The following is an 18373-nucleotide window of genomic DNA, read 5'->3' on the forward strand; positions in this document are numbered from 1 at the left end:
GGTTATCAGTAAAACTGCGTCATCGTTCATCGCGAGCAGGCTCGCTCCCACAGGGGATTTGGGTTGTCGGTCAGAACGCAGCTTTGCCGATTGAGGCGCCGCCATCGACAAACAAGGTTTGCCCGGTGATAAACCCGCTCTGCTCGGACAACAAAAACGCAATCGCCGCCGCGATCTCCTGCGGTTGCCCCAACCGCCCCATCGGAACGCCGGCCAGATACCGCGCTTCACCCTCACTGCCCGGCGGATTGTTGGCGCGAAACAGTTCTGTTTCAGTCGGGCCCGGGGCCACGGCGTTTACCGTCACGCCGGTTTGCGCCAGTTCCAGCGCCCAGGATCGTGTGAAGCTGATCAACGCCGCTTTGGCCGCCGCGTAGGCGGTGCGTTGCGTGATACCCAGCACGGTCAGGCTGGAAATGTTCACCACCCGACCCCAGCCCTTGGCGCGCATGTTCGGCAGCAGTGCCTGAGTGGCCTGCAACGCCGAATGCAGGTTGACCCGCATCACGTCGTCGAACGTGTCGAGGTCGATTTCCCCCAGCACCTGCGGGCGCACCAGCCCGACGTTATTCACCAGCCCGTCGAACTCATAAGTCCTGGCCAGATCAGCCAGCACTTCCTGAGTCAGTGCCCTGTTGCTCAGATCCAGCGGAAACAGAATGCCGGGAAAGCTCAGGTCGGGCGATCGGGCGATTCCGACCACCCGATGCCCCGCGCGATCCAGATGCTCGGCGACCGCACGGCCGATGCCTTTGCTGGCGCCGGTGATGAGAAAGGTACGTCGGGTCATTACACACTCCTTGAGAGAACATGCCGCGGCTCAGGCGGCATTTGATCGGTTCAGCCGCGAATCGCATCCAGCATCGCGTCAGGCTCAGGACGGTGAGTGTAATCCGGGTTGACCTCGGCGTAACGGATCAGGCGAGATCCTGATTCCTGTGGGAGCGTGGCTTGCCCGCGATGCTTTTAATGATTACGCCGTCGCCAACGAACGCTTTTCTGAAACACTCAAAAACCGAATCAACGCCAACAACGGAAACGCGCTACCCACAATCACGATCCACAACCAGCCGCCGTGTTCATACACCGCACTGGCCACCGAGGAGCCAAACGCCCCACCGATGAAGATGCTGGTCATGTACAGCGCATTCAGGCGGCTGCGGCTTTTGGCGTCGAGGGCGTAGACCGCGCGTTGGCCGAGGACCATGTTCATCTGTACGCAGAAGTCGAGCACCACGCCGGTGACGGCGAGGCCGATGACGCTGTAGACCGGGTGGATGAAGGCGGGCAGAAAACTCAGGCTGGCGAACAGCAGGGCCAGCAGTGAGGCGATGCGGGTGTGGCCGGCATCGGCCAGTCGACCGGCAATGGGGGCGGCGATGGCGCCGATGGCCCCGACCAGGGCGAAGATCGCGATCTGGGTTTGCGACAAGCCATGATTGCGCGCCAGTTCCAGCGGTACGGCGGTCCAGAACAGGCTGAAGGTGGCGAACATGCACCCTTGGTAAAACGCGCGCTGACGCAACACCGGTTGTTGACGCAACAGGGTCCACAGCGAGCCCAACAACTGACCATAAGAAGCGCTGTGATCAGGCTGGCGCTTGGGAATCGTCAGCGCCAACACCATGCTGATCGCCGCCATCAGCACCGCTGCAATCACAAACATCGCACGCCAGCCAAAATGGTCAGCCACCACGCTGGACACCGGTCGCGCCAACAGAATCCCCAACAGCAAACCGCCCATGATCCCGCCGACCACACGGCCACGAGACTCTTCCGGGGCCAAGTGCGCAGCCAGTGGAATCAGGATCTGCACCGACACTGAACTGAATCCCACCAACAACGAAATCAGCAGAAACACGTTTGGCTGATCGGTGAACGCTGCACCCAATAGACTGGCAATCGCCACCACGGTCGTGATGATCATCAAGCGGCGGTTTTCCAGCAAGTCACCCAGCGGCACCAGGAAAAACAAACCCAACGCATAACCGATCTGGGTCAGCGAAACGATCAGGCTGGCCATGGTGCTGGTCAGGCCGATGTCCGGCGCGATCAGGCCGATGATCGGTTGGGCGTAGTAAATGTTGGCAACGATGGCGCCGCAGCAGAAGGCAAACAGCAGCACCATGCCTCGGGTCATTGTCGCGGTGCCGTGGGGCACTGGGGTCGCTGGATTCATAACGGGTCTCGCTGAGCAAAAGAGAATGCGCGCAGGCTAAAGGGCTATCGGAATGGGCAGAAGAGGGTTTGGAGTGATAGCAATCATTCCGTTGCGGAATGAGTGACGGACGAGTGTGATGCCCATCGAGGAGCATGGCGTCAAAACATTGAGGTCCGATGATACATTCACTTACATCCTGTTCGATAGCGTGCTTATGTTCTCACTTCAAGTTTCATAAACGGAAGGCACTTTCATGAATGCGATGTTTCGTCACCTGATTCGCGGCGCTTCAGTTGTTACCTTGATCGGCTTGTTCACGGCAGGTCTTGCCCAGGCTGCTGACGCGCCGGGCATGCGTATCGGGGTTCGCGGCGAGATCACCGGGGTCAGCCCCGACGTGCTGAAAGTCCACGTCAACAGTGGTGAAAACGTGGTCATCAATCTGACCAAGGACACCAAAGTCCGCGCCGTCACCCTGGCCAATATCGAAGACATCAAGCCCGGCAGCTACATCGGTTCGGCAGCCATACCGCAGGAGGACGGAACCCTCAAGGCACTGGAAGTCCATGTCTTTCCACCGGAACTGGCCGGCAGCGGCGACGGCCATCGACCCTTCGACCTGGTCAAGGGCAGCAGCATGACCAATGGCAGCGTGGGCGATTTGGTCGTCAGCAATGGTCGGGTCTTGACCGTCAACTACAAGGGCGGCCAGCAGAAGATTCTGGTGCCGGAGGATGTGCCGATCGTGAACCTGGTACCGGGTGATCGCAGCTTGTTGAAGGTGGGGGTGAAGATCGTGACGTTTGTGACCCAAAGTGCTGACGGGACACTCACCGCGCAATCGATCGCGGCCGGCAAGGATGGCGTGACACCGCCGATGTAACTGCTTGGCGCAAACCCTGTGGGAGCGAGCCTGCTCGCGATGGCGGCGTGTCAGGCAACAAATTTATCGAATGGATAAATGTCATCGCGAGCAGGCTCACTCCCACAGGGGATTTTCAGCGAACACGAGTTTTGTGTTCGGCCACAAAAAAGGCGACCTTCTCAGGTCGCCTTTTTCATTGGACTCAGGAATTACTGACCGCTGTAGATCTGATCAAAGATCCCGCCATCATTGAAGTGAGTCTTCTGCACAGTTCGCCAGTCACCAAAGGTCTTCTCCACCGACAGGAAATCCACTTTCGGGAAACGATCGGTGTACTTGGCCAGTACCGCCGGGTCACGCGGACGCAGGTAGTTCGCCGCAGCAATCTCCTGACCTTCCGGCGACCACAGGTACTTCAAATATTCCTCGGCCGCCGCGCGGGTGCCTTTCTTGTCGACGGTCTTGTCGACCACCGATACGGGCGGCTCGGCTTCGGCGGAGACGCTTGGGTAAATGACTTCAAACTGATCACGACCAAACTCACGGGCAATCATTTCCGCTTCGTTTTCGAAGGTCACCAGCACATCACCAATCTGGTTGGTCATGAAGGTCGTAGTGGCGGCGCGGCCACCGGTGTCGAGCACCGGCGCTTGCTTGAACAGCTTGCCGACGAAGTCTTTGGCTTTGCTTTCGTCGCCACCGTTTTTCAGCACATAACCCCAGGCCGAGAGGTAGGTGTAGCGGCCGTTACCCGACGTTTTCGGGTTTGGCACGATCACCTGCACGCCGTCCTTGAGCAGGTCGGGCCAGTCTTTTAGGGCTTTCGGGTTGCCTTTGCGGACGATGAACACGGTGGCCGAGGTGAACGGCGCGCTGTTGTTTGGCAGGCGTGTGACCCAGTTATCCGGGACCAGTTTGCCGTTGTCCGCCAGGGCGTTGATGTCGGTGGCCATGTTCATGGTGATGACGTCAGCCGGCAGGCCATCGATCACCGAGCGCGCCTGTTTGCTGGAGCCGCCGAAGGACATCTGCAGGGTGATGTTTTCGTTGTGCTCGGTTTGCCAGTGTTTCTGGAAGGCAGAGTTGTAGTCCTTGTAGAAATCGCGCATCACGTCGTAGGAAACGTTAAGCAGGGTCGGTGCGGCCTGAGCCACGCTGGACAGAGCCAGGCCAGCGGCCAGAAGTGAGGCGCCAAAGAGTTTTTTCACTGCGCAGTCCTTGTTCTTTGTAGGAGCTGCCGCAGGCTGCGATCTTTTGATGTTGATTCTTCAAGATCAAAAGATCGCAGCCTGCGGCAGCTCCTACAGGTTAGTTGTCAGTCATCGAAGAGGTGTTGCCACCGTTTAGCCGGCGACTATAACGGGGCTCGCATAGTCCTTTAAAGATTAAAAAATACTTTGCTTATTCCATTTTCTTAAACAACACATTCCCGCATCGTGAGCAGAACGCCGCCCCATGCTCGTGGTTGTTTTTCTTGCACACCGGGCAGTCATGTTGCAGTTGTTCACCGCGCATTGCGTTGGCCAGTTCGGCGGTGAAAATTCCCGTCGGCACGGCGATGATCGAGTAACCGGTGATCATCACCAGCGACGATATCACCTGGCCCAGCGGTGTCTTCGGCACGATGTCGCCGAAGCCCACGGTGGTCAGCGTGACGATAGCCCAATAGATGCCTTTGGGAATGCTGGTGAAGCCGTGCTCCGGGCCTTCGATCACGTACATCAGCGTACCGAACACCGTCACCAGGGTGCAGACGCTGAGCAGAAACACCACGATCTTCTGCTTGCTGCCGCGCAATGCGGACATCAGATAGTTGGCTTGCTTGAGGTACGGACTCAGCTTGAGCACGCGGAAAATCCGCAGCATCCGAATGATCCGGATAATCAGCAGGTACTGCGCATCAGCGTAATACAGTGCAAGAATGCCGGGCACGATCGCCAGCAAATCCACCAGTCCATAGAAGCTGAACGCGTAGCGCAACGGCTTGGGCGAACAGTACAGGCGCAGGCCGTATTCGATGGCGAAGATGACCGTGAAGCCCCACTCGATGTACGCCAGCAGGTCGGCGTAGTTCTGGTGAACCGCGTCGATGCTGTCGAGCATCACGATCACAATGCTGGCGAGGATGATCAACAGCAGAATGCCGTCGAAGCGCCGACCGGCCTTGGTGTCGCTCTGGAAAACCATGACGTAAAGCTCTTCACGCCAGTTTTTGCTGCTGTCCATGGATACCGCCTGAACCAATGATCAGCGAAGCCTAGGTTGATTCTCCTCCAGAGTGCAAGGCGTACGGGCGACAGGGGTCTTGCCGAGCATTTGAACAACCGTGCGGATCAACCAGCAGGAGAGGATGAACGGCGCGGTCAGCGTTGGCAGACCGATGGCGGCAAACACCGGCGTCAGCAACAGCGCTGATGCAATACCGACCAGTGGCAGCCAAGGCTTCTGGCGCTGCGAGCTGAAGGCGAGGGCGGCGAGTACGGCGTTATAGCCACCGAGCCCGATCAATGCGGTATAGAAGTCGTGATGCAGCATGCTCCAGCCCATGCCCGCGACAGACGCCGACAATGCCCAGCAGAATGCGCGGCGATCAGCGATCAGCAAACCCACGGCAATCATCGCACCGGCCAGTGGATGACCGAGGAACATCACCTGGCCGAGGCCTTTCAGTGGTGCGGCGAGCATGTTCAGCGTATTGATTTCGATCAGGTGCGCATTTGTCGAGGGCGTGGCGAAGCACAGCAGCAACCAGCCCAGCCCCACGAAGGGCGCCGTATAGGCAGGCAGGTATTGGCTGACCCGGACGCGTTTGAGCCACTGTTGAGTGACCATCGCGCTCAGACCGCCAGCGGCGATGATCAGCGGCGGTAACATCGCTGACCAGGGGAAGTAGAGGCTCAGCAGCAAACCGAGCAAAACACCGTTGTAACTGAAGAGCCCGGCCTGTCGATCGGCCTTGGCATAGCCGCGTCGTTGCGCGGTGAGCAACCCGGCGACACCGCCCAGCAGTGCACCGCCGAGCAGGGCGGGTGCGGTGAAAAGAATGGCCAACAGGCACAGCAGACCGCACAGCGGATGGCGCTGGAGAAAGATCTGACTGAAACCGTTGAGCAGGGCAGTGGCCCAGTCGGGGCAGTGGGTGTTGAAGTGGTTGGCAGGCATGGCAGTTCTGAAAGACAGTGAAACCGAGTCGCCCGCATCGCCAGCAGGCTGGCTCCCACACTGAATCTCAGTTCAGTATTGATTCCGTGATCGACACAAAACCAATGTGGGAGCCAGCCTGCTGGCGATGAGGCCGGTATGGGCGCTCTAGATCAACGTCTCGATACGCAATGAGTTAGTCGACCCCGGCTGCCCAAACGGCACACCCGCGGTGATCAATAAGGTGTCGCCACGCTTGGCCATACCCTGCGCCTGGGCAATCTCCAGTGCCGTCGAGCACACCTCATCCACCTGCCGCAGCCGATCATTGACCACCGAGTGCACGCCCCACGCCACCGTCAACCGGCGAGCGGTCTGCAGGTTCGGCGTCAGGTTGAGGATCGGCACCGTTGGCCGCTCCCGCGCTGCACGCAAACTCGAGGTACCGGATTCGCTGTAATTCACCAGTACCGCCACCGGCAGCACATTGCTGATGCGACGAATCGCGCAGCTGATCGCATCGGAAACAGTCGCCTCAGCCTTGGGGCGGCTGACGTCCAGTTGCGCCTGATAGTCCGGACCATTTTCCACCTGACGAATGATCTTGCTCATCATCTGCACGGCTTCCAGCGGGTACTCACCGGACGCGGTTTCCGCCGACAGCATCACCGCATCCGCACCTTCGGCCACGGCGTTGGCAACATCGGTCACCTCGGCACGGGTTGGGGCAGGGGAGAAGCGCATCGACTCGAGCATCTGCGTCGCCACCACCACCGGTTTGCCGAGCTGACGGCAGATGGTGATGATGTTTTTCTGAATCTGCGGCACGCTTTCGGCCGGCACTTCCACGCCCAGGTCACCGCGAGCCACCATGATCGCGTCGCTCAATTCGGCGATCTCGCGCAGTTGTGTCACGGCCGAAGGCTTCTCGATCTTGGCCATCAAAAATGCTTTGTCGCCGATCAGTTCGCGCGCCTCGCGGATGTCTTCCGGACGCTGCACAAACGACAGCGCGACCCAGTCCACACCCAGCTCCAGACCGAAGCTCAAATCGCGACGGTCCTTGGCGGTCAGCGGGCTCAGTTCCAGCACCGCTTGCGGTACGTTCACGCCTTTGCGATCCGAGAGTTCGCCGCCATTGAGCACCGTGGTGTCGATGGCGTCGGAGTACTTTGTCACCACGCGAAGACGCAGCTTGCCGTCGTCCAGCAGCAGGTCCATGCCCGGTTCGAGCGCCGCGATGATTTCCGGGTGAGGCAGGCTGACCCGGCGTTCATCACCCGGCGTCGGGTCCAGGTCCAGGCGCAGTGCCTGACCGCGATGCAGTTGCACCTTGCCCTCGGCGAACTTGCCGACCCGCAGTTTCGGGCCTTGCAGGTCCATCAGAATGCCCAGCGGATAATTCAGCTGGCGCTCGACTTCACGAATCCACTGATAGCGCTGAGCGTGGTCGGCGTGATCGCCGTGGCTGAAGTTCAGGCGAAAGATGTTGACCCCGGCCTGCACCAGTTCGCGGATGTCGTCGATCCCGTGAGTGGCAGGACCGAGGGTGGCGAGGATTTTGACCTTCTTGTCAGGCGTCATTTTTAGGGCTCTCGAGAATCAGGATGGCACGGAAGTCGTTGATGTTGGTGCGGGTCGGTTCAGTGACGATCAGCGCGTCCAGCGCCTCGAAATAGCCGTAGCCATTGTTGTTGTCCAACTCGTCGCTGGCGCTCAGGCCGAGGGCGGCGGCGCGGGCATAGCTGTCCGGGGTCATGATGGCGCCGGCGTTGTCTTCGGAGCCGTCGATGCCATCGGTGTCGCCGGCCAGCGCGTAGACGCCGGGCAGGCCTTTGAGGCTGTCAGTCAGGCTCAGCAGGAATTCGGCGTTGCGTCCGCCACGGCCATTGCCGCGTACGGTGACCGTGGTTTCACCGCCCGAGAGGATCACGCAGGGCGCCGCCAATGGCTGACCGTGCAGCACGACCTGACGGGCGATGCCGGCGTGAACCTTGGCCACTTCGCGGGATTCGCCTTCCAGGTCGCCAAGGATCAGCGGGCTGAAACCGGCCTGACGCGCTTTCACCGCAGCGGCTTCAAGCGACTGTTGTGGACGAGCGATCAGCTGGAAGTGGCTGCGCGCCAGGCTCGGGTCGCCGGGTTTGACCGTCTCTGATTCCGGGCTCTGCAACCAGTTGCGCACCGAGGCCGGGACTTCAATGGCGTAACGCTTGAGGATCGCCAGGGCTTCGGCGGAAGTGCTCGGGTCGGCCACGGTGGGACCGGAGGCGATGACCGTGGCGAGGTCGCCCGGTACATCGGAAATCGCATAGGTATAAACAGTGGCAGGCCAGCAGGCTTTGCCGAGGCGGCCGCCCTTGATCGCCGAGAGGTGCTTGCGCACGCAGTTCATCTCGCCGATGGTGGCGCCGGATTTGAGCAGGGCTTTGTTGATCGACTGCTTGTCGGCCAGGGTGATGCCGGCCGCGGGCAACGCCAGAAGGGCAGAGCCGCCGCCCGAGAGCAGGAAGATCACACGGTCGTCTTCGGTCAGGTTGCTGACCAGTTCCAACACGCGTTTGGCCACTGCCAGACCGGCAGCATCAGGCACCGGGTGAGCGGCTTCGACCACTTCGATTTTTTCACACGGGGCGCCGTGACCGTAACGCGTCACCACTAAACCTGATACTTCACCCTGCCAGCAACGCTCCACCACTTGAGCCATGGCCGCGGCGGCTTTGCCGGCGCCGATGACGATCACCCGACCGCTGCGGTCTTTGGGCAAATGGGCTTCGAGGACTTGCTGCGGATGGGCCGCGTCGATGGCTGTGGCAAACAGCTCGCGCAGGAATTGTTGCGGATTGACCGACATGGCGGGCTCCCGGATTTCTTGTTATTAGGGATATCGAGCCATGCACGGCCCCTGTAGGAGCAAGGCTTGCCCGCGATGCAGACACTGTGGTGTTTCTGCTGCACCGAGGCGATTCCATCGCGGGCAAGCCTTGCTCCTACAGAGGGCCAGGCAGGCCCTCTGTAGTGCAGGTGTTACTTATCGCGAATCGAGAAATTCGCCATGTGTTCCAGGCCCTTGATCAGCGCCGAGTGGTCCCAGTTGCTGCCGCCGATAGCCGCGCAGGTGCTGAACACTTGCTGGGTGTTGGCGGTGTTTGGCAGGTTGATGCCCAACTCGCGCGCGCCGGCCAGGGCCAGGTTCAGGTCCTTCTGGTGCAGGCTGATGCGGAAGCCTGGGTCGAAGGTGCCTTTGATCATGCGCTCGCCGTGTACTTCGAGGATCTTCGAGGAGGCGAAGCCTCCCATCAGTGCTTCGCGCACCTTGGCCGGATCGGCACCGTTTTTCGAAGCAAACAGCAGGGCTTCGGCCACGGCCTGAATGTTCAGCGCCACGATGATCTGGTTCGCCACTTTGGCGGTTTGACCGTCGCCGTTGCCGCCCACCAGGGTGATGTTCTTGCCCATCGCCTGGAACAGTGGCAGAACGCGTTCGAAGGCATCGGCCTCGCCGCCGACCATGATGCTCAGGGTCGCGGCCTTGGCGCCGACTTCACCGCCGGACACTGGCGCGTCGAGGTACTGAGCGCCTTTTTCGTTGATTTTGGCGGCGAAGGCTTTGGTGGCGGTTGGCGAGATCGAGCTCATGTCGATCACGACTTTGCCTTTGCCAACCCCGGCCGCAACACCGTCGGCGCGGAACAGCACGTCATCGACCTGCGGGGTATCCGGCACCATGACGATGATGAATTCGGCTTCTTGCGCGACTTCTTTCGGGTTCGCCAGGGCGACGGCGCCACCGGCAATCAGGTCAGCAGGCGCAGGGTCGTGGTGCGCCGACAGGAACAGGCTGTGACCGGCTTTCTGCAGGTTCAACGCCATTGGGTGGCCCATGATGCCGGTGCCGATAAATCCGATTTTAGCCATGAGAAAATCCTCTTGTTTTTATAAACAGCCGTAGGAGCTGCCGAAGGCTGCGATCTTTTGATTTTGCTTTTGAAGGTCAGGATCAAAAGATCGCAGCCTTCGGCAGCTCCTACAGGGATATACGTTTAGATTGCGTTATGGGTTTTGAGCCAGCCCAGACCTGCTTCAGTGGTGGTCAGCGGCTTGTATTCGCAGCCAACCCAACCCTGATAACCGATGCGGTCCAGGTGTTCGAACAGGAAGCGGTAGTTGATTTCACCGGTGCCCGGTTCGTTGCGCCCTGGGTTATCGGCCAACTGGATGTGGTTGATCTCGCCCAGGTGCGCAGCCATGGTGCGGGCCAGGTCGCCCTCCATGATTTGCATGTGGTAGATGTCGTATTGCAGGAACAGGTTGGCGCTGCCGACCTGTTCGCGAATCGACAGGGCTTGCGCCGTGTTGTTCAGGTAGAAACCCGGGATGTCGCGGGTGTTGATCGCTTCCATCACCAGTTTGATGCCCGCCGCTTGCAGCTTCTCGGCCGCGTACTTGAGGTTGGCAACGAAGGTTTTTTCCACGGTGGCATCGTCGACGCCTTGTGGGCGAATACCGGCCAGGCAGTTGACCTGGGTATTGCCCAACACTTTCGCGTAGGCAATCGCCAGGTCGACACCGGCGCGGAACTCTTCAACCCGGTCCGGCAGGCACGCGATACCGCGTTCGCCCTTGGCCCAGTCACCGGCCGGCAGGTTGAACAGCACTTGGGTCAAGCCATTGGCATCGAGCTTGGCTTTGATTTCGGCAGAGCTGAAGTCGTAAGGGAACAGGTATTCGACACCACTGAAGCCGGCCTTGGCGGCAGCTTCAAAACGGGCAAGAAAATCCTGCTCGGTGAATAGCATGGACAGGTTGGCTGCGAAACGCGGCATGGTGGTCTCCTCGTGCAGATTAAATACAGATGGCCCGGCTAAACGCGATCAGTCCCCTCTCCTGGGGGAGAGGGTTAGGGTGAGGGGTGGATTCAGAGTGAGATCCAGATCCCACGAACGGCACAAAACCACCCCTCACCCCAGCCCTCTCCCCGAGGGGAGAGGGAGCTAAAAGCCAAATCAATCGAGCAACGAAATCGCCGTTGGCGCATCGTTGCCGACCAGCGCCAGGTCTTCGAATTCGTTGACGGCGTTGATCTCGGTGCCCATGGAAATGTTGGTCACACGCTCCAGAATAATCTCGACGATCACCGGCACCTTGAACTCTTCGATCAGCTCCTGAGCCCTGCGCAGGGCAGGCTGGATCTGGCTCGGTTCGAATACACGCAGCGCCTTGCAGCCCAGGCCTTCGGCGACCGCGACGTGGTCGACACCGTAACCGTTGAGTTCCGGAGCGTTCAGGTTGTCGAAGGACAGCTGTACGCAGTAGTCCATGTCGAAACCGCGCTGAGCCTGACGAATCAGCCCCAGGTACGAGTTGTTCACCACCACGTGGATGTACGGCAGCTTGAACTGCGCGCCCACCGCCAACTCCTCGATCATGAACTGGAAGTCATAGTCGCCCGACAGCGCCACAACTTTACGGGTCGGATCAGCCTTGACCACACCCAGCGCTGCCGGAATGGTCCAGCCCAACGGGCCGGCCTGACCGCAGTTGATCCAGTGACGCGGTTTGTAGACGTGCAGGAACTGCGCGCCGGCAATCTGCGACAGACCGATGGTGCTGACGTAGCACGTGTCCTTGCCGAACACCTGGTTCATCTCTTCGTAAACGCGCTGCGGCTTGACCGGGACGTTGTCGAAGTGAGTCTTGCGCTGCAGGCTGGATTTGCGCTGCTGGCAGTCTTGCAGCCAGGCACTGCGGTTTTTCAGCTTGCCGGCGGCTTGCCATTCGCGAGCGACTTCGATGAACACGGTCAGCGCGGCAGCGGCGTCGGAAACGATGCCCAGGTCCGGGGTGAACACGCGGCCGATCTGGGTCGGTTCGATGTCAACGTGAATGAACTTGCGGCCTTCGGTGTAAACGTCGATCGAACCGGTATGACGGTTGGCCCAGCGGTTACCGACGCCCAGCACCAGGTCGGATTTGAGCATCGTCGCGTTGCCGTAGCGGTGCGAGGTTTGCAGGCCGACCATACCGACCATCAACGGGTGATCGTCCGGAATGGTGCCCCAGCCCATCAGAGTCGGGACCACCGGAATACCGGTCAGCTCGGCGAACTCCACCAGCAACTCGCTGGCGTCGGCATTGATGATGCCGCCACCGGCCACCAGCAACGGACGCTCGGCCTGATCGAGCATGGCCAGGGCCTTCTCGATTTGCACGCGGTTAGCGGTTGGCTTGGCCAGCGGCAGTGGTTCATAGGCGTCGATGTCGAATTCGATTTCAGCCATCTGCACGTCGAACGGCAGATCGATCAGCACCGGGCCTGGACGGCCGGAGCGCATTTCGTAGAAGGCTTTCTGGAACGCGTAAGGCACCTGGCCCGGTTCCATGACGGTGGTTGCCCACTTGGTCACTGGCTTGACGATCGAGGTGATGTCGACAGCCTGGAAGTCTTCCTTGTGCATACGGGCGCGGGGGGCCTGGCCGGTAATGCAAAGAATCGGGATCGAGTCGGCCGAGGCGCTGTAGAGCCCGGTGACCATGTCGGTACCGGCAGGTCCCGAAGTGCCGATGCACACGCCGATGTTGCCGGCCTTGGTGCGGGTGTAGCCCTCGGCCATGTGCGAGGCGCCTTCAACGTGGCGAGCGAGGACGTGATCGATGCCACCGACCTTCTGCAAGGCGGAGTACAGCGGGTTGATCGCGGCGCCCGGGATGCCAAAAGCGGTATCAACCCCTTCACGGCGCATCACCAGAACGGCGGCTTCGATTGCTCTCATTTTGCTCATGGTTTTGGTGCCTCTTACGTTTTGTAATTGTATACAAGTGGCTTTGCGCAGAGTGTATTCACGGCGGACGGCGCAGGTCAATCCATTTTCTCAAGCGGCCGTTTCATTCGTCGGAAGCCCGATCTACTGTGGCTTTTCGTCGCATGTGGCGCTTTTCGAGAATTATTGTATACAAAAAAATAACTCATTGTGTTCTATTTGTTGCATTGGACTTCTGAACAAAACACAGTCCAGCAGCTTTCCCTATAACAAAATGAGGACGGCACCATGAGCGCTTTAACCTTGAAAGTCGCAGTCAACCTGGCCAATCAGGCTATCTCCGCAGGGCGTGCAATCTCGGCGGCTCCATTGACCATTGCAGTACTGGATGCGGGTGGACACTTGGTCACCCTGCAGCGTGAAGACGGCGCCAGCCTGCTGCGCCCGCAGATCGCCATCGGCAAAGCCTGGGGCGCCATCGCCCTGGGCAAAGGCTCACGCCTGCTGGCGCTGGACGCACAACAACGACCGGCGTTTATCGCCGCTTTGAACAGTCTGGGGCAGGGCAGTGTTGTGCCGGCACCGGGTGGGGTGTTGATTCGGGATCAGGACGGGAACGTGCTGGGGGCTGTTGGTATCAGCGGTGATCTTTCTGATGTTGATGAGCAATGTGCGATCAACGCAATCGAGGCGCTGGGGTTGCGGGCGGATGCGGGGGTGACTGCTTGATTAAAGGGTGATTGATACACCGTTATCGCCAGCAGGCTGGCTCCCACAGTTTATCTCTGACACTTAGATAATCCCCTGTGGGAGCCAGCCTGCTGGCGATGGCGGCCTACCAGACACATCCTGCCAAAAAACCGCCCCCCGCCTTTCGGTTATCACAAGGCTAGGCTCTTTTTGATTTCATCATGAAAAGGGCAAAGGAATGCCGGATTTACCTGCTTCAAACCGTCTACGCATCGGCCGCTACGCCGAGCAAAGCCGCATCTATCTGTTAACGACAAACACACTCGACCGAGAACCTGTTTTCAAGGACTTCACCTTGGGCAGATTAGTCGTCTCGCAATTTCGCGCTGCGCAGGACCAGGGTTGTGCAAACTCACTGGCCTGGGTCGTCATGCCGGATCATTTTCATTGGCTGATCGAGTTGCAGCAGGGCTCGCTGGCTGGACTGATGCAAAGGACCAAATCGTTGAGTACCAAGGCAGTGAATCTGTCTACCGGTCGTGGTGTCAGTCTTTGGCAGCGAGGTTTTCATGATCGAGCGCTGCGTCGTGAAGAGGACTTGGTAAAAGTCGCTCGGTATGTTGTGGCTAATCCATTGCGGGCCGGGTTGGTAGGGCGACTTGGCGACTATCCGTTGTGGGATGCAATTTGGGTTTGATCCAAAACCGAGTCGTCCCCTATCGCCAGCAGGCTGGCTCCCACAGTGGATCTTCAGTGATCACTAAATGTGCATTCAACACAAAACCCTGTGGGAGCGAGCCTGCTCGCGAAGGGCGCGCTGCGATCTATCGGTCCAGCTCACACCCCTTGAGTACCAACCGGATAATCGTCTGCGCCGCCGCTTCATAATCCGCCTCATCGAGCTTGGCCTTTCCGGTCACCGCGGAAATCTGCCAGTCGAAGTCGGCGTAGGTCTGGGTCGCGGCCCAGATGCTGAACATCAGGTGGTTGGGGTCGATCGGGGCGATCTGGCCGCGGTCGATCCAGGTCTGGATGCAGTCGATGTTGTGCTTGGCCTGGCCGTTGAGCCGTTCAACCAGATCGGCGCTCAGGTGCGGGGCGCCGTGCATGATTTCGCTGGCGAACACCTTGGAGGCGAAGGGCAGGTCGCGGGAGATGCGGATTTTCGAGCGGATGTAGCCGCTCAGCACTTCACTGGGCACGCCGTCGGCGTTGAACGGTGTCGAGGCCTGCAGAATCGGTTCGATGATGCTTTCCAGGACCTCGCGGTAGAGGTTTTCCTTGGATTTGAAGTAGTAGTAGACGTTGGGCTTGGGCAATCCCGCCTTGGCTGCGATGTCACTGGTTTTGGTCGCAGCGAAGCCCTTGTCGGCAAATTCTTCACTGGCGGCACGCAGGATCAGTTCTTTGTTGCGCTCGCGGATAGTGCTCATAAACCAGGGGGTTCCTTGCCTGTGCTGGCGGTTGCGCATGGTAGCACCGGCCTCGCGCGGCGCTCAAGAATGCCCCGCAGCACGTTAGGCCGCGCTATGCTGCGCGGCATTCATTATTCGAAGGAAACCTGATTCATGGCAGGAAGCAGTTTGCTGTTGCTGATCGACGACATTGCCGCGGTACTCGACGACGTGGCATTGATGACCAAAATGGCCGCCAAGAAAACCGCCGGCGTGCTCGGTGACGATCTGGCGCTCAACGCCCAGCAGGTTTCCGGCGTGCGTGCCGAGCGGGAAATCCCGGTGGTGTGGGCGGTGGCCAAGGGCTCGTTTCTCAACAAGCTGATCCTGGTGCCCTCGGCGTTGGCCATTAGCGCGTTCATTCCGTGGCTGGTTACGCCGCTATTGATGGTCGGTGGCGCCTATCTGTGTTTCGAAGGATTCGAGAAGCTGGCGCACAAATTCCTGCACAGCAAGGCTGAAGATCAGGCCGAACATGCTGAGCTGGTCGAGGCCGTAGCCAATCCGGCGGTCGATCTGGTGGCGTTCGAGCAGGACAAGATCAAAGGCGCCATCCGCACTGACTTCATTCTCTCTGCAGAAATCATCGCGATCACTCTGGGGACCGTGGCTGATGCTTCGCTGACCCAGCAAGTCATCGTGCTTTCAGGCATTGCCATCGTCATGACCATCGGCGTGTATGGCCTGGTGGCCGGCATCGTCAAACTCGACGACCTCGGTTTGTGGCTGACCCAGAAGCCTGGCCAGATGGCCAAAAGTATCGGCGCCGGGATTCTGCGTGCGGCGCCGTACATGATGAAAAGCCTGTCGGTGATCGGCACGGCAGCGATGTTCCTGGTGGGTGGCGGGATTCTCACCCACGGCGTGCCGGTGGTTCATCACTGGATTGAGAGCGTCAGCGCAGGGGCGGGCGGTGCCGGGTTTATCGTGCCGACGTTGCTGAATGCGGTGGCGGGGATTGTGGCGGGTGCGGTGGTGTTGGTGGGTGTGATGGTTGCCAGCAAAATCTGGCGTGCAGTCAAAAACTGAACCTGTAGGAGCTGAGCTTGCTCGCGATGAGGCCATAACATTCAACATCTATGTTGGCTGTTACACCGCTATCGCGAGCAAGCTAGGCTCCTACAGGAGAGGGTGGTGTCTGATCCATCGGGCATGAAAAAGGCCATTCGATTCGCATCGAATGGCCTTTTTTGTTGCCGATGAATTACTCGGCGATCTGCAACTTGCGCGACTCGGTGTACACGTAGCGCACTTTCTCGTACTCGAATGGTGAGTTCAGCTGGCCATAGCGGAAGCTGTTCTGGTAGCGCTTGTCGATGCCACGCAGGACCCAGATTTCCGGGTGGTTTTCGCTGACTTCGGAGACGTTCAGGAAGTTGATCGCCGACTCTGCGGTGAAATCGACCGCCAGGCCCCCGGTGTCGCGGATGTTCGAAGGGCCGAGGATCGGCAACACGAAGTAAGCGCCGCCCGGCACGCCGTAGAAGCCCAGCGTCTGGCCGAAGTCTTCGCTCTGGCGCGGCAGGCCCATGGCGGTGGCCGGGTCCCACAGACCGGCGATGCCTATGGTGGTGTTGAGGAGCAGGCGCGCGGTGGTTTCCATCGAACGCTGCCCCTTGAACTGCAGCAAGCTGTTCAACAGGTTCGGCACGTCACCGAGGTTATTGAAGAAGTTGCTGACACCGGTGCGCAGGAAACTCGGCGTGATGTAGCGATAGCCATTGACCACCGGCAGGAACACCCATTGGTCGAAACGGTAGTTGAAGTGGTAGATGCGGCGGTTCCACTCTTCCAGCGGGTCGTAGACGGCCAGCGCGCTAAGCGTCGAACGTTCGAACTCACGCTGATCCAGCCCCGGGTTGAATTTGAGTTTGCTCAGCGGCTCCTTGAAGCCGTCACTGTCAATCACAACCGGAGCGTTGGCTTTGCTGTTGTCGGCATTGGCGACGCCTGCGCAGAGTAGCGCTGCGATAAGCAGGAGGTATTTAGCCACGGAAGAACTCCAGCATGGCGTCGCTGTTGACGCGGTAATTAAGGTTGCCGCAATGGCCGCCCAGTGGATAAACGGTCAAACGATCGCCAAAGGTCTTGCGCAGGAAACCAAGGTCGCCAGGGCCGAGAATCACGTCGTCGGCGTTGTGCATGACGGCGATTTTCGGGCTGTCGTGCAGGTAATCCTTGAGTGCATACAAACTGACCTGGTCGATCAGTTGCAGCAGGCTGCCGCCGTCGGTGCGGGCGCGCCACATCGGGATGACCTGTTCGGTGATGTAACAGTCGAAGTCGCACTGCAGCGCGCGTTTGAGGAACGGCGTGAGGGTGGTGCCTTCGGTGATCGGGTATTTCGGTGGAGTGATCAGGCCGCGGCGGTTGATCAGGTCCGAGGTGAAGGCAATGTCGGCTGCCGAGAAGCGGAACGAAGTGCCGATCAGCATGGCCATCTGTTCGTTGCTCAGGTGCTGCTTGGACTGCTGGAAGTCGTAGAGCAGGGCATCGTTGAGGTCGATGTAGCCTTTCTGCTGGAAGTAGCGAGTCAGTTTGTTCAGCACCAGCTCATAGAACGTTGTGCTGTTGTTGATGCCCTTGACCTCGGTCTGGACCAGCTTGTCGAGGTTGGTGATCGAGGTGTAGAGGTTGACCGGCGGGTTGAGCAGCAAGACTTTCTTGAAGTTGAAGCTGCGGCGGGTTTCATCCAGGTGCGCGACGAACGCCGCATCCAGTGCGCCCAGGCTGTAGCCGGTCAGGTAGTAATCGGTAACGTCTACATGCGGGTTTTGTGCCCGCACGGCCTGCATCACCCGGTACATGTCTTCGGCGTCTTCCTTGGTGATGCCGGGTGTGGCAAAGCGTGAGGCGGCGCTCATGAAGTCGAAGCTGGTGGGCGACGACAGTTGCACCACGTGGTAGCCGGCCTTGTAGTAGAGCTTCTTCAGGTATTCGTTAAGGCTGCTGTCATAGCGCGCGCCGGTGCCGGCGATCAGGAAAATCAGCGGAGCGGCTTTATCCTGGGTGGCGATGCGGTAGGTGAGTTTCTTCACTGGCCAGAAGTTGTCCGGCAAATCGAATTCACGCTCCGGGCGTAACCTGACGCTGCGGGTTTCCTGATTGATGTCATCGTCCAGCGGCAAGTCCGGACGCAGGTCCGGCGGTGTCGTCGCGATGGTCGCCTCGAACGGGTTGGTCAAGGGGTAGCCATAACTGGCGGCGTCGATGTCCGCCGCCAGTGCGGACGCACTCAAAATAAGGCCGCCAAACAGGGCGGCGAAGCGCAAGGAACGGAGCATGACTAGATCCCTTAGAG

General features: G+C 59.5%; 17 protein-coding genes. 4 read left to right on the forward strand and 13 right to left on the reverse strand.

Features of this window, described 5'->3' with window-relative positions:
• Nucleotides 1-70: 70 nt before the first annotated feature.
• Entirely contained in the window at nt 71-790 is a 720-nt protein-coding gene (locus PMI27_RS05960; protein WP_008145558.1) for an SDR family oxidoreductase, read from the reverse strand.
• A 183-nt stretch (nt 791-973) separates the two neighbouring features.
• A complete protein-coding gene (locus PMI27_RS05955) occupies nt 974-2179 on the reverse strand; it encodes an MFS transporter (RefSeq protein WP_008145559.1) in 1206 nt (401 codons plus the stop codon).
• Nucleotides 2180-2414: 235 nt separating this feature from the next.
• Here PMI27_RS05955 and PMI27_RS05950 point away from each other — a divergent pair, with 235 nt between their 5' ends.
• On the forward strand, nt 2415-3044 hold the full coding sequence (locus PMI27_RS05950) for a hypothetical protein (RefSeq protein WP_008145560.1): 630 nt from the start codon (nt 2415-2417) through the stop codon (nt 3042-3044).
• A gap of 191 nt (nt 3045-3235) precedes the next feature.
• Here the strand turns inward: PMI27_RS05950 and PMI27_RS05945 are convergent, their stop codons facing one another.
• The 8 genes from PMI27_RS05945 to gcl all read right to left on the reverse strand — a co-directional run bounded on the left by PMI27_RS05945 (nt 3236) and on the right by gcl (nt 12949).
• Nucleotides 3236-4234, reverse strand: coding sequence for a sulfate ABC transporter substrate-binding protein (locus PMI27_RS05945; protein WP_008145562.1), 999 nt, complete (start codon nt 4232-4234; stop codon nt 3236-3238).
• A 193-nt stretch (nt 4235-4427) separates the two neighbouring features.
• The gene (locus PMI27_RS05940; protein ID WP_008145563.1) at nt 4428-5252 is read right to left on the reverse strand and encodes an ion transporter; all 825 of its coding nucleotides are present in this window, start codon (nt 5250-5252) and stop codon (nt 4428-4430) included.
• Nucleotides 5253-5273: 21 nt separating this feature from the next.
• Nucleotides 5274-6188: an urea transporter gene (locus PMI27_RS05935; protein WP_008145564.1), complete on the reverse strand. Its 915-nt coding sequence runs from the start codon at nt 6186-6188 to the stop codon at nt 5274-5276.
• A gap of 147 nt (nt 6189-6335) precedes the next feature.
• Nucleotides 6336-7751 carry a pyruvate kinase gene (gene pyk / locus PMI27_RS05930; protein ID WP_008145567.1) on the reverse strand — a complete coding sequence of 472 codons (1416 nt, stop codon included), beginning with the start codon at nt 7749-7751 and terminating at the stop codon, nt 6336-6338.
• Nucleotides 7741-9021, reverse strand: a complete 1281-nt coding sequence (locus PMI27_RS05925) for a glycerate kinase type-2 family protein (protein ID WP_008145568.1) — start codon at nt 9019-9021, stop codon at nt 7741-7743. Before PMI27_RS05925 ends, pyk begins: the two co-directional genes overlap by 11 nt.
• A gap of 173 nt (nt 9022-9194) precedes the next feature.
• On the reverse strand, nt 9195-10085 hold the full coding sequence (locus PMI27_RS05920) for a 2-hydroxy-3-oxopropionate reductase (RefSeq protein WP_008145569.1): 891 nt from the start codon (nt 10083-10085) through the stop codon (nt 9195-9197).
• Between the two features lie 125 nt (nt 10086-10210).
• Nucleotides 10211-10993: a hydroxypyruvate isomerase gene (hyi, locus tag PMI27_RS05915; protein WP_008145570.1), complete on the reverse strand. Its 783-nt coding sequence runs from the start codon at nt 10991-10993 to the stop codon at nt 10211-10213.
• 180 nt (nt 10994-11173) lie between these two features.
• Complete coding sequence (gcl, locus tag PMI27_RS05910; protein WP_008145572.1) at nt 11174-12949, reverse strand: glyoxylate carboligase; 1776 nt, start codon at nt 12947-12949, stop codon at nt 11174-11176.
• A gap of 267 nt (nt 12950-13216) precedes the next feature.
• Here gcl and PMI27_RS05905 point away from each other — a divergent pair, with 267 nt between their 5' ends.
• Together PMI27_RS05905 and PMI27_RS05900 are read left to right on the forward strand one after the other, a co-directional pair.
• Nucleotides 13217-13657, forward strand: coding sequence for a GlcG/HbpS family heme-binding protein (locus PMI27_RS05905; protein WP_008145573.1), 441 nt, complete (start codon nt 13217-13219; stop codon nt 13655-13657).
• A gap of 199 nt (nt 13658-13856) precedes the next feature.
• Nucleotides 13857-14315, forward strand: coding sequence for an REP-associated tyrosine transposase (locus PMI27_RS05900; protein WP_008145574.1), 459 nt, complete (start codon nt 13857-13859; stop codon nt 14313-14315).
• A gap of 127 nt (nt 14316-14442) precedes the next feature.
• On the opposite strand, the gene PMI27_RS05895 is transcribed toward PMI27_RS05900, so the two are convergent.
• Nucleotides 14443-15051, reverse strand: coding sequence for a TetR/AcrR family transcriptional regulator (locus tag PMI27_RS05895; protein WP_008145575.1), 609 nt, complete (start codon nt 15049-15051; stop codon nt 14443-14445).
• A 135-nt stretch (nt 15052-15186) separates the two neighbouring features.
• On the opposite strand from PMI27_RS05895, the gene PMI27_RS05890 reads away from it, so the two are divergent.
• Nucleotides 15187-16101 carry a DUF808 domain-containing protein gene (locus tag PMI27_RS05890; protein ID WP_008145577.1) on the forward strand — a complete coding sequence of 305 codons (915 nt, stop codon included), beginning with the start codon at nt 15187-15189 and terminating at the stop codon, nt 16099-16101.
• 175 nt (nt 16102-16276) lie between these two features.
• Here the strand turns inward: PMI27_RS05890 and PMI27_RS05885 are convergent, their stop codons facing one another.
• Together PMI27_RS05885 and PMI27_RS05880 are read right to left on the reverse strand one after the other, a co-directional pair.
• Nucleotides 16277-17065 carry an MlaA family lipoprotein gene (locus PMI27_RS05885; protein WP_008145578.1) on the reverse strand — a complete coding sequence of 263 codons (789 nt, stop codon included), beginning with the start codon at nt 17063-17065 and terminating at the stop codon, nt 16277-16279.
• Complete coding sequence (locus PMI27_RS05880; protein ID WP_008145579.1) at nt 17058-18356, reverse strand: hypothetical protein; 1299 nt, start codon at nt 18354-18356, stop codon at nt 17058-17060. Before PMI27_RS05880 ends, PMI27_RS05885 begins: the two co-directional genes overlap by 8 nt.
• Between the last annotated feature and the right edge of the window lie 17 nt (nt 18357-18373).

The sequence above is a fragment of the Pseudomonas sp. GM41(2012) genome (assembly GCF_000282315.2).
GTDB lineage: Bacteria > Pseudomonadota > Gammaproteobacteria > Pseudomonadales > Pseudomonadaceae > Aquipseudomonas.